Source organism: Mesorhizobium sp. P2_H9 (genome assembly GCF_056403215.1).
Genome location: NZ_JBFUFX010000006.1, coordinates 366,273 through 378,754 on the forward strand (window position 1 = coordinate 366,273; position 12,482 = coordinate 378,754).

Here is a 12,482-nt window from a genome sequence, read left to right on the forward strand (position 1 = left end):
GATCAAATGGGCAAGAGGGACAAGCAGGCCAGAAATGCTCCGGTTGGAGGCGATATCCATCTCGACGCGGTCGAGGGCCAGGCAAAGGAAGCAGCCTGGCAATTGCCGAACGGCGATGCCGGCGGGGGCAAGAAAAAGAAGAAGAAGGCCAAGCAGGCCAAGGCCAAAAAACCCTACCGCTATGTCGACGAGCTGGTCCGGCTGCAGTTCGAACTGATCAAGCTGCAGGATTGGGTGCAAAAGGAAGGGCTGAAGGTCGTCGTGATCTTTGAAGGCCGCGACGCTGCTGGCAAGGGCGGTGTCATCAAACGCATCACCGAAAGCCTCAATCCGCGCGTCTGCCGGGTCGTCGCACTGGGCACGCCGACCGAGCGCGAACGCAGCCAATGGTACTTCCAGCGCTATGTCCAGCATCTGCCTGGCAAGGGCGAGATCGTGCTGTTCGACCGCTCCTGGTACAACCGCGCCGGTGTTGAGCGCGTCATGGGATTCTGCACCGATGACGAATACAGCGAATTCCTGCGCTCATGCCCGCTGTTCGAGGAGATGCTGATCAAGTCCGGCATCATCCTGATCAAATACTGGTTCTCGGTTGGCGATGACGAACAGGAGCGCCGCTTCAAGGAACGTATCGACAATCCGATCAAGCGCTGGAAGCTGTCGCCCATGGACCTGAAGTCGCGCGAACACTGGGTCGAGTATTCGCGGGCCAAGGACATGATGCAGAAATTCACCGACACCGATCAGTCGCCGTGGAACATTGTCGATGCCGACAACAAGAAGAAGGCGCGGCTCAATTGCATCAGCCATCTGCTGACGCGGATTCCGTACAAGGAAATCCGTCCGGCGAAGATAAAGCTGAGCCCGCGACAGAAGGACGACGGCTATGTCCGTCCGCCCAAGACCAGCCAGCACTGGGTACCGACCGTCTACTGATCTTGCACAAAGAAAAACCCCGCGAACCTGGACAGGTCCGCGGGGTCCTATATCAGCTCTTCAGCTTGGCGTTGCAGAGGCTGTAATAGCCGCCGCCCTTCTGGATCCAGCGAAGGCCGTTCAACGTACCTGCGTCCTTGTTGCCGTGGTAACCCTGCAGGCAGGTCTTCATCCGCGCCTTCGCGGGCTTTTCGGTCTTGAACTCGGCGGCGAGGGTGGTCGGGAATGTCACGCCCGCCGGCGCTACAACGGGGGCGACCGCCGCGCTGGTTTCCTTCTTCGGCTGCAGCTCGGTTTTGACCGTATCCGCGCTGGCACTCTCCGCAGCTGACGTAGCGCACTTCTCCGTGCGGAAAGCGGTCCAATCCATGCCGTTCAGAGTGCCGCCTTCCTTGGCTGTGCGATAGGCCTCGCCGCATTCCTTCATCGTCAGTGCGCTTGCAGGGGCGACGCTCCAAGCAACCCATGCCGTCACAGCCAATGCCGCCAATTTCAATCTGGACATAAGACCCTCCTGGTTGACAAAAGTTCGATGTCCTTTTGTATACTGTTTGTTCTGCATATGTTCAATTGGAATTTTTGCAAACCACCGATAAGTCTGGCAGTGGGCAGTGTGGGCGAGTAGATGACGCCGACAGCTTCCGCGATATGCAGACGCGAGCAAAGCCGGGCGTATTCGAGCGCAACAAAAAGGCCCGCGCATGTTGCGATGCGCGGGCCTTTGTCTGGAGAATATGGCTACGCGATCAGCTCTTCAGCTTGGCGTTGCAGAGACTGTAGAAGCCGCCGCCCTTCTGGATCCAGCGCAGGCCATTCAGCGTGTTGGCATCCTTGTTGGCATAGTAGAGCTCGAGGCAGGTGTGCATGCGGCCCTTGGCCGGGGTCTCGCTGGCGTATTTCTTCGAGATCGCCGTCGGGAACTTCACACCTTTGGGAGCGGTGACCGAGGGCTTCTCGGGCTCGCTGGTATAGGTCGCCTCGCTCGGAGCCGGCACGGTGTCGTCGTCATCTGCGCCGGCGCCGCATTCGGCCTTGCGGAAGTCATTCCACTTCTTGCCGCCCAGCGTGTTGGCGGTCTTGGCTGCCTGGTACTTGGCGCTGCATTCGGCCATCGTCAGGCCTTTGCCGGCGTCGGCTGCCTTGGTCGTGGCCTTGACAGGCTCAGCCGCAGCGGACGCGCCCGCGGCGCACTCGGTCTTGCGGAAGTCGTTCCACTTCACGCCGCCCAGCGTGCCGGCGGCCTTGGCCGCCTGATACTTGGCGCTGCACTCTTTCGTCGTCAGGCCCTTTGCCTCGTCGGCAGGCGCGGCAGCCGCCTTGGTCGTCGCCTTGACTGGTTCAGCCGCGGCGGACGCGCCGGCGGCGCATTCGGTCTTGCGGAAGTCGTTCCACTTCACGCCATTCAGCGTGCCGGCGGCTTTGGCCGCCTGATACTTGGCGCTGCATTCCTTTGCCGTCAGGCCAGGTGCGGCGTCAGTGGCGGCAGCCTTGGTGTCGGCCTTTGCAGCGTCGGTGGCCTTTGCCGTCTTCTTGGCTGGCTTGGTGTCGGTGGTGGTGGCGCTGGCGTCGGTGCCGCATTCTGCTTTGCGGAACTGGTTCCAGGTCGCCCCGTTCAGCGTACCGGCATCCTTTGCGGTGTTGTATTTGGTACTACACTCGGCCATGGTCAGCGCATTGGCTGGCGCCGCCAGAAACAAGGTCACGACGGCGAGACCCGTCAAAGTGGCTAGTCGGTGGATGAGCATAGCGTTTCTCCGTTGCTGCAGCCCATATATGTCCCTTGCGGATCATTAGCTCTCAACGATCGGTTGCGCCAGATGCAACTGGTGCGGATGCAGCCAGAAAGTGCATTCCTCCCGATAAGGTGATGAAATTGTTGTGTCCTGCGCCGCCGAGGCAAGCTATTCCGGGGTGAATCTTGGCCGGCCAGTGCGCCGTGGCTGGTGTATTGCCGAAACACCGTGTCGCCATGGTAAGCTGTCGAATCATCTTAACAGCCGCCACAATGATTTTCTAAGGAATCGTAATATATAATCATACAATGTGATGATCGGGTGCGGCCCAATTGTGGCACTACGGGCGGCTGAAAAACCGACGGGGATCTGGCTAGCATGGCAGGGCGTTATTTCGGCACGGACGGCATTCGCGGGCGCGCCAACAAGTTTCCGATGACGGCGGAGATCGCCATGCGGGTCGGCATGGCCGCCGGCCTGTCGTTTCAGCGCGGCAGCCATCGCCACCGTGTCGTGCTCGGCAAGGATACAAGACTTTCCGGTTATATGATCGAGAACGCGATGGTGTCGGGCCTGTGCGCCGCCGGCATGGATGTGTTCCTGCTCGGCCCCATTCCGACGCCTGCAGTCGCCATGCTGGTGCGGTCACTGCGCGCCGACATCGGCGTGATGATCTCGGCCTCGCACAATCCCTACTACGACAACGGCATCAAACTGTTCGGTCCCGATGGCTACAAGCTCTCCGACGAGATCGAGGAGCGGATCGAGGGCATGCTCGACAAGGACATCGAACTGGCGCTCGCCGATTCGGACGGGCTTGGCCGCGCCAAGCGCGTCGATGGCGTGCATGACCGCTATATCGAATTCGCCAAGCGCACTCTGCCGCGCTCGATGTCGCTTTCGGGCCTCAGGATCGTCGTCGACTGCGCCAATGGCGCTGCCTACAAGGTGGCGCCCGAGGCACTGTGGGAGCTGGGCGCCGAAGTCGTCGCCATCAATGTCGAGCCCAACGGCTTCAACATCAACAAGGAATGCGGCTCGACCCATCCGGCCGGGCTGCAGAAAAAGGTGCATGAGGTGCGTGCCGATATCGGCATCGCGCTCGATGGCGATGCCGACCGCGTCGTCATCGTCGACGAAAACGGCGCCATCGTCGATGGCGACCAGATCATGGCGCTGATCGCAGAGTCCTGGCACCAGAGCGGCCGGCTGGCCGGTGGTGGCGTCGTCTCGACGGTGATGTCCAATCTCGGCCTCGAACGCTTCCTCGGCGGCATGAACCTGCAACTGCACCGCACCAAGGTCGGCGACCGCTACGTCGTCGAGCACATGCGCGCGCACGGGCTGAATGTCGGCGGCGAACAGTCGGGCCACATCGTGCTGTCCGATTTCTCGACCACCGGCGATGGCCTGGTCTCGGCGCTGCAGGTGCTGGCCTGCATCAAGCGGCAGAACCGGCCGGTCAGCGAATTGTCGAAGAAGTTCGAGCCGGTGCCGCAACTGCTGAAGAACGTGCATATTTCCGGTGGCAAGCCGCTTGAGGAGGCGCCGGTCAAGGCGGCAATCGAAGACGCCCGCAATCGCCTCGGCAAGGCCGGGCGACTGGTCATCCGGCCCTCCGGCACAGAGCCGCTTATCCGTGTCATGGCCGAAGGCGACGACCCGCAACTGGTCGAGGCCGTCGTCAACGACATCGTCGAGGTCATTTCGGAAACGCGTAGCGCCGCCTGATCCCGGCGTGTCCAGGGGACGCGCAGCGCTGTCGGTTCGAGACGTTACAAAGCCCGCCTTCAGGCGGGCTTTTTTATCCAGTCGACGCAATACCGCGCCTTGGGCAGGCAGTGTCTTCTCGTTAAAATTGTATAGATTCGTGGTTAATCGACACGGTTAAACGCCTTTTAACCTTTGCAATTCATTATCCACAACTGAGGTCAATCACATTCGGGCGGGGTTCGATGGTCCGAGAGTTCTCAGGGGTGACAAGCATGTTCAATACAGCACGAAAGGCCCTCTTTGCCGCGCTGCTCGCGGGAATGGCCGGACCAGTATTCGCCGCCGATTTGGCGGAGCCGCAGGTCGAAGAAGCCCCGCCGCCGGTTGCCTACGAGCAGCCCGCCGATCTTGGCGGCTGGTACATTCGCGGTGACATCGACTATCACTGGTCGAAGTTCGGTGGCGGCGACTACACCACCTACAATGCGGCACCGCCCCAGCTTCCCGGCAGCTTTGCCACCGGCTCGCTGAAGAGCGCTTTCTCGGCCGGCGCCGGTGTCGGTTATCAGATCAACCAGCATTTCCGCACCGACCTGACCGCGGACTGGATGTCCAGTTCGAAATTCCGCGGCTCGACCAGCGGCTTCTGTAATACGCCCGCTCCCGGCACGCCTTGCGTTTCGACCGACACCTCGTCCTATTCGGCGCTGCTGCTTCTCGCCAACGCCTATGTCGATATCGGCACATGGCACGGTGTGACGCCCTATGTCGGCGCCGGCATCGGCGGCGCCTGGGTCAAGTGGGACACGCTGCACAACAGCGATGCCGACGGCGATTTCTTCCATAGCGGTGGAAAGGGCTGGCGCTTTGCCTATGCCGCCATGGTCGGCGCTTCCTACTGCCTGACCGACCGGGTCAAGCTCGATGTCGGCTACCGCTACAGCCACATCAATGGCGGCAAGATGTTCGAATACGCCGCCGACAGCAATGTCGGTCCGGGCTACGACCGCGGCATCAGCGTCCACGAAGTGCGCGGCGGCCTGCGCTACCAGTTCGGCAGATCGGATTGTGCCCCGGCGCCGGAGCCCTACGTCCCAGAGCCGCAGCCGATCTACACCAAGTAGTCGCTTCGAAATCCTCAAGCTTGCGAACCGCCCGGCCTTGCCGGGCGGTTTTCGTTTGAGCCGAAAGCTCATCGAAATCAATTCGGTAACTCTCCGTTATCCTTAACCGGCACTTAACCACTATGGTTAACAATGCTCTCAAACGGCGCTCGTGATTGCGATGCGCCAACTTCGGGAGCCGAGGACCATGACCTTTAGATCGCGTATCGCATTGATGCTTGCCGCAATCGTCCTTATGCCGCTGGCGCCCGTGCATGCCGCCGACTACGACCCGCCGATCTATGTCGATCAGGCACCGGACTATCAACCGGTCGAGGTCGGCTCCGGATGGTATCTGCGCGGCGATCTCGGCTATTCCTTCAGCCATCCGTTCACCGACGAAAGCAACGCGCTCGGCGTCACCAACTTCTCCCAGAGCAGCAGCCTTTTCACCGGCAGTGTCGGCATTGGCTACCATCTCAACGACTATCTTCGGCTCGAGCTGAATGGTGGAATCCTGCCGAGCAACGAGTTCGGCGACCATGCATTGGTGCCAAACGGGTGCGCCGGAACGACAAACAGTCTGTTCCCTGACGGGAGTGGCGGGTTCATCATCGTTCCGGTGGCTGCGACCCAGGACTGTATGGCATCGAACTACGGTACCAACAAAGGCTACAGCGTCATGGCCAATGGCTATGCGGACCTCGGCACCTATGTTGGTATCACTCCGTACATCGGTGGCGGCGTCGGCATCGCCTACAACAGGTATTTCAAGACCCAGGGCGAGCGCGATTGCGTTGAAATCGCCCCTGATGCGACGTCGGGCGCTGGCGGCTTCGCGTGTAACGATCCGGCCGGATACAAAGGGTCGGAAGACTCCCAGGCCAAATTCAACCTCGCCTACTCGATCGGTGCCGGCCTGTCCTATCAGGTGTCCAAGAATGTCTCGCTCGACCTTGGCTACGAGTACTTTTCGATCCCGAGCGGCAAATATGTCGCTTATGACGGCGGCGCCTTCAACATCCACAAAGGCATCAGCTATCAGACGGTCAAGCTCGGCCTGCGCTACGACCTCTGGTAGGTTTGCGGGAGCCAGATTGGAGCGGCGGGTCTTGCGGCCCGCCGTTTGCTTTTGCGCCACATGCGGCCGGTATCCTGGCCGCGACAGAAACTTTCCTCTTGACGCCTGAAGCCTGAACGCATATCGCCGTCCGTGGGCCACCCCTCCCCAACGAGGGGCCACTATCTGGAAGGATAGACCACGATGACGACGCATACGAAGCCTGGACTCCGTCCGGCAAACCCCAATTTTTCCTCAGGTCCCTGCGCAAAACGCCCCGGCTGGTCGGTCGAGGCCTTGAGAAATGCTGCGCTCGGCCGCTCCCACCGCGCCAAGATCGGCAAGACCAAGCTCGAACAGGCGATCGAGCTGACGCGCGAAATTCTCCAGGTCCCGGCAGATTATCGCATCGGCATCGTGCCGGCGTCGGATACCGGCGCCGTCGAGATGGCACTGTGGTCGCTGCTCGGCGAGCGCGGCGTCGACATGGTCGCCTGGGAGAGTTTTGGCTCCGGCTGGGTCACTGATGTGGTCAAGCAGTTGAAGCTCGCCGACGTGCGCAAGATCGAGGCTGGCTACGGCGAACTGCCTGACCTGAAAAAGATCGATTTCGACCGCGATGTCGTCTTCACCTGGAACGGCACCACGTCTGGCGTGCGCGTGCCGAACGGCAATTTCATCCCGGCCGATCGCAAGGGCCTGACCATATGCGACGCCACCTCGGCGGCGTTCGCACAAAGGCTCGATTTCCAGAAGCTGGATGTCGTCACCTTCTCCTGGCAGAAGGTGCTGGGCGGCGAGGGCGCGCACGGCATGCTGATCCTGTCGCCGCGCGCCGTCGAGCGGCTGGAGAGCTACAAGCCTGCATGGCCGCTGCCGAAAATCTTCCGCCTGACATCGGGTGGCAAGCTGATCGAAGGCATCTTCAAGGGCGAAACCATCAACACGCCTTCGATGCTGTGCGTCGAGGATTATCTCGATGCGCTTGCCTGGGCAAAGTCGATCGGCGGCCTCGAGGCCCTGATTGCTCGCGCCGACGCCAATGCCGCCGTGCTTGACGGCTTCGTCGAGAAGTCTTCGTGGCTCGGCCATCTTGCCGTCGAGCCGGCCACGCGCTCGAACACTTCGGTATGCCTGTCCTTCACCGACCCGGATATCGCGGCACTCGATGCCGACGGCCAGGCGGCTTTTGCCAAGGGGCTGGTTTCGGTGCTCGATAAGGAAGGCGTTGCCTATGACATCGGCGCCTATCGCGACGCACCGCCCGGCCTGCGCATCTGGTGCGGCGCGACGGCCGAGACGTCCGACCTCGAAGCGCTGCTGCCTTGGCTCGACTGGGCCTTTGCCGCGCAGAAGGCGTCGCTGAAAGCGGCGGCCTAATCCCTCCCCCTTGAGGGGAGGGTGGCCCGAAGGGCCGGGTGGGGTCGTCTCCACCTGGCTCCACATCCCACCGAAAGAAGATTTGGCCGAGTCCGGCCGTACCGACCCCACCCCGGCGCTACGCGCCGACCTTCCCCTCAAGGGGGAGGGACGTCAATCGCAAAGGATCACGCCAATGCCCCGCGTTCTCGTCTCAGACAAACTCTCCACCACCGCCGTGCAGATATTCAAAGACCGCGGCATCGAGGTCGACTATCTGCCCGATCTCGGCAAGGACAAGGAAAAGCTGCTCGAAGTCATCGACCAGTATGACGGTCTTGCTATCCGCTCGGCGACCAAGGTCACTGAAAAGCTGATCAACGCCGCCACCAGGCTGAAGGTCGTCGGCCGCGCCGGCATCGGTGTCGACAATGTCGACATCCCGGCGGCAAGCCGCAAGGGCATCATCGTGATGAACACGCCCTTCGGCAATTCGATCACCACCGCCGAGCATGCGGTGGCGATGATCTTCGCGCTGGCCCGCCAGATCCCGGAAGCCAACGCTTCGACCCATGCCGGCAGATGGGAAAAGAACCGCTTCATGGGGGTCGAGATCACCGGCAAGACGCTGGGTGTCATCGGCTGCGGCAATATCGGCTCGATCGTCGCCACGCGCGGCGTCGGCTTAAAGATGCATGTCGTCGCCTTCGATCCATTCCTGTCCGACAAACGCGCCGAGGAGCTTGGCGTCGACAAGGTCGAACTGGACGAGCTGTTTGCCCGCGCCGACTTCATCACCTTGCACACGCCTTTGACCGACAAGACGCGCAACATCATCGATGCCGCGGCAATCGCCAAGATGAAGACAGGCGTGCGCATCATCAACTGCGCSCGYGGCGGGCTGGTCGTCGAGGCCGATCTGGTCGCGGCGCTGAAGAGCGGCAAGGTTGCCGGCGCCGGCATCGATGTGTTCGAGGTAGAACCGGCGGACAAGAATGAACTGTTCGGCATGGAAAACGTCGTGGCGACACCGCATCTCGGCGCTTCGACCGCCGAGGCGCAGGAGAATGTGGCGCTGCAGGTCGCCGAGCAGATGGCCGACTATCTGATCAAGGGCGCGGTCTCCAACGCCATCAACATGCCGTCGATCACCGCCGAGGAAGCGCCGCGGCTAAAACCCTTCGTCAAGCTCGCCGAAGTGCTCGGCGCCTTTGTCGGCCAGGTCACCGAGGACCCGATCACGGAGGTCGAGATTCTGTTCGACGGCTCGACCGCGACGATGAACACGCGCGCGCTGATCAGCGCCACGCTTGCCGGTCTGATCCGGCCGCAGGTCTCCGACGTCAACATGGTGTCGGCGCCGATCATGGTGAAGGAACGCGGCATCATCGTTGCCGAGGTCAAGCGCGACAAGTCGGGCGTGTTCGACGGCTATATCAAGCTGACGGTCAAGACCGAGCACAAGACGCGTTCGATCGCCGGCACCTGCTTCTCCGACGGCAAGCCGCGCTTCATCCAGATCAAGGGCATCAATCTCGACGCCGAGGTCGGCCAGCACATGCTCTACACCACCAATGCCGACGCACCCGGCATCATCGGCTTGCTCGGTACGGTCTGTGGTGAGAACGGCGTCAACATCGCCAACTTCCAGCTCGGCCGCAACCGGCCCGGCGGCGACGCCATCGCGCTGCTCTATCTTGATGCACCATTCCCGGAGAATGTGCTGGAACAGGTGCGGGCGCACAAATCGATCGACTCGGCCAAGCGGCTGCAATTCGATGTCGGCGGCGTATAGGCCGGATTTGCCATGAAGGATGGAAGGGCGCGAACCCGTTTCGCGCCTTTTCGTTTTCTAGACCCTCGTTGGAGCTGCCGATGCTTCACCGCCCTGCGGCCGCTATTTTCGGCAAGGCCGATGCCGCCCAACACCAGCGCCAGCGCCGCCCCACAGCAAGGTGGTGAACAGCAGGAACAGATAGGCGTTTCGATGCATGGCGAAATCCAGCCGGAGGAAGGCATGGCGAGGGTCGCTGCCGACCTATTGCGGCTGCTCAGCCAAGTAAATGATGCGAATAGCGAAAATTGTTGTGCCTCAGGGCGTTTTCGGCTGCAAAGAATGGTCGCGCCCGCCGGGTCTTGACGTTATAGAGGCCTGTCGTTTCGAACCGTCTTCAAGCCGCCATGGCGGCATCTCAAGGGAAAAGAAACATGGCCAATGTGGTGGTCGTCGGCTCGCAGTGGGGCGACGAGGGCAAGGGCAAGATCGTCGACTGGCTTTCGGAACGCGCCGACGTTGTCGTGCGCTTCCAGGGCGGCCACAATGCCGGCCATACGCTGGTCGTCGACGGCAAGGTCTACAAACTGTCGCTGCTGCCGTCCGGCGTGGTGCGACCAGGCAAGCTGTCGATCATCGGCAATGGTGTCGTCTTCGATCCGCACGCTTTCGTCGCGGAGGTGGCGAAACTGAAGGCGCAAGGCGTCGAGGTGACACCGGACCGCCTGAAAATAGCCGAAAACACCGCGCTTATCCTGTCACTGCACCGAGAGCTGGACGGATTCCGCGAGGACGCCGCTTCCAATTCCGGGACGAAGATTGGCACGACCCGTCGCGGCATCGGCCCCGCCTATGAAGACAAGGTGGGCCGGCGCGCGGTTCGGGTAATGGATTTGGCGGATTTGGAAACGCTGCCCCTGAAGGTCGACAGGCTGCTGACGCACCACAATGCGCTGCGCCGCGGGTTGGGCCATGCCGAAGTCACGCATGATGCCATCCTGCGTGAGCTGACCTCGGTCGCGGATGAGATCCTGCCCTATATGGACCGTGTCTGGAAAATCCTCGACGACAAGCGCCGCGCCGGCGAGCGCATCCTGTTCGAGGGCGCGCAAGGCACGCTGCTCGATATCGACCATGGCACCTATCCGTTCGTCACCTCGTCCAACACCGTCGCCGGCCAGGCTTCCGCCGGTTCCGGCGTCGGTCCGGGCGCCATCGGCTATGTGCTCGGCATCACCAAGGCCTATACGACGCGTGTCGGCGAAGGCCCGTTCCCGACCGAACAAAAGAACGAGATCGGCGAGTTCCTCGGCACGCGGGGTCATGAGTTCGGCGTCGTCACCGGCCGCAAGCGCCGCTGCGGCTGGTTCGACGCGGTGCTGGTGCGCCAGGCCGTCGCCGTCAACGGCATCAAGGGCATCGCGCTGACCAAGCTCGACGTGCTCGACGGCCTCGACGAGATCAAGGTCTGCACCGGCTACCGGCTCGACGGCGAGATGATCGATTACCTGCCGGCCAGCCAGGGTGCGCAGGCGCGGGTCGAACCGGTCTACGTGACGCTGGAGGGCTGGAAAGGCACTACCGCCGGCGCCAGAAGCTGGAACGATCTGCCGGCCCAGGCGGTCAAATATGTCCGCTACATCGAGGAGCTGATCGGCGCGCCGGTCGCACTCCTTTCCACCAGCCCGGAACGGGACGACACAATACTTGTGACCGACCCGTTTCAAGACTAGTTTCTCAGCCTTTCCGGGCATCGCGGCCGATTTGCGGGGGCCGGCCCAGGAACAAAATACAGGTCGACTGAAGCATGGCAGATTTTGTTGCTGTTCTGAAAAAGACGCTCGACAATCTCGGCGAAACGACGCCGGAGGTGCGTGCCAGGGTCTATGACAAGGCCCGCTCGACCATCGCGGCCAAGCTCGCGGCCATCACGCCGCCGCCGCCGTCGTCGGTCGCCGATCGTCAGAAGCGCGCGCTGGAAGATGCGATATCGAGCGTCGAGCGGGACTACGCCAGAACCGTGCCGGCGTCCGATCCGCTGGCGGAACTGGAACACATTTTTTCCTCCATCGACCGCAACAAGAACCAGCCGAGCCACACCAGGCAGCCGGTGAAAACCGAGCCGGCCTGGCAGCCGGCGGCACCAGCTGCCAAGCCGGAGCCGAGCTGGCAGAAAGCGACTCCGGTCCCGTCGCAGAAAGCGCCTCCGGCCCCGTCGCCTTTCGACCCCGCCGACAACCGTCTTCCGGACTTCGACGCGGCGTCGAACGACAAGGGCGATGTCTTTGCCAATGACGAGGAGCCCGTTGAGAATACATTCCAGCGCCTGCGTCCGGCCGAGCGTAAGCGCAGCTATGGCGGGCTGATTGCCGCCGCCGTCGCGTTGCTGGTGATTGCCGGCGGCGGCTATGGCATCTGGCTGAACAAGGATGCGTTCGGGAAGATGTTCAGCGGCAATGGCGCCGTTGTCGCCAAGGTCGAACCGGCGAAACCCGCCCCAGCCAAACCGGCGACCACCGATGCCGCGGCACCGGCTGCTGCAGATGCCGAGGGAACGAAGTTCACCCAGCGCCTGACGCCCGAAGGTAGCGAGGTCGACCCGGGTCCGGCGGCAGGACAAAGCGGCATTGGCGAGGGCGAATCCGTCGCCGCGCTGACCACACCGCCTCCGCCCGCACCTGCGCCAGCGACGCCTGCTCCGCCTGCCGGCGATGCTGCAGCCACGGCTGCGCCAACTGCGCCGCCGCCCGCCGATGCGGCTGCCCCGGCGACGCCGCCCGCCGCGGGCGCCGCGCCGGCAACAC

The 12,482-nt window shown here is 62.3% G+C and carries 9 protein-coding genes and 1 pseudogene; 8 read left to right on the forward strand and 2 right to left on the reverse strand.

Going from position 1 to position 12,482, the window contains the following annotated elements; all coding sequences use genetic code 11:
* The first annotated feature begins 6 nt into the window (after positions 1-6).
* On the forward strand, positions 7-936 hold the full coding sequence (gene ppk2, locus AC1DXN_RS14120) for a polyphosphate kinase 2 (protein ID WP_477270663.1): 930 nt from the start codon (positions 7-9) through the stop codon (positions 934-936).
* A gap of 52 nt (positions 937-988) precedes the next feature.
* Here ppk2 and AC1DXN_RS14125 read toward each other — a convergent pair whose 3' ends face one another.
* Positions 989-1,441: a hypothetical protein gene (locus tag AC1DXN_RS14125; protein ID WP_477270665.1), complete on the reverse strand. Its 453-nt coding sequence runs from the start codon at positions 1,439-1,441 to the stop codon at positions 989-991.
* A 241-nt stretch (positions 1,442-1,682) separates the two neighbouring features.
* Positions 1,683-2,396 (reverse strand): hypothetical protein, encoded by a 714-nt coding sequence (locus tag AC1DXN_RS14130; RefSeq protein ID WP_477271471.1) that lies wholly within the window; start codon positions 2,394-2,396, stop codon positions 1,683-1,685.
* A gap of 651 nt (positions 2,397-3,047) precedes the next feature.
* On the opposite strand from AC1DXN_RS14130, the gene glmM reads away from it, so the two are divergent.
* The 7 genes and pseudogenes from glmM to AC1DXN_RS14165 all read left to right on the forward strand — a co-directional run.
* Positions 3,048-4,400 carry a phosphoglucosamine mutase gene (glmM, locus tag AC1DXN_RS14135; protein WP_477270667.1) on the forward strand — a complete coding sequence of 451 codons (1,353 nt, stop codon included), beginning with the start codon at positions 3,048-3,050 and terminating at the stop codon, positions 4,398-4,400.
* 254 nt (positions 4,401-4,654) lie between these two features.
* Positions 4,655-5,506, forward strand: coding sequence for an outer membrane protein (locus AC1DXN_RS14140; protein WP_477270669.1), 852 nt, complete (start codon positions 4,655-4,657; stop codon positions 5,504-5,506).
* Between the two features lie 187 nt (positions 5,507-5,693).
* Positions 5,694-6,566, forward strand: a complete 873-nt coding sequence (locus AC1DXN_RS14145; RefSeq protein ID WP_477246142.1) for an outer membrane protein — start codon at positions 5,694-5,696, stop codon at positions 6,564-6,566.
* 183 nt (positions 6,567-6,749) lie between these two features.
* A complete protein-coding gene (locus AC1DXN_RS14150; RefSeq protein WP_477270671.1) occupies positions 6,750-7,925 on the forward strand; it encodes a phosphoserine transaminase in 1,176 nt (391 codons plus the stop codon).
* A 175-nt stretch (positions 7,926-8,100) separates the two neighbouring features.
* The gene (serA, locus tag AC1DXN_RS14155; RefSeq protein ID WP_477246146.1) at positions 8,101-9,699 is read left to right on the forward strand and encodes a phosphoglycerate dehydrogenase; all 1,599 of its coding nucleotides are present in this window, start codon (positions 8,101-8,103) and stop codon (positions 9,697-9,699) included.
* A 413-nt stretch (positions 9,700-10,112) separates the two neighbouring features.
* Complete coding sequence (locus tag AC1DXN_RS14160; RefSeq protein WP_477270673.1) at positions 10,113-11,411, forward strand: adenylosuccinate synthase; 1,299 nt, start codon at positions 10,113-10,115, stop codon at positions 11,409-11,411.
* Positions 11,412-11,485: 74 nt separating this feature from the next.
* Positions 11,486-12,482, forward strand: a pseudogene (locus AC1DXN_RS14165) (hypothetical protein); the annotation flags it as partial.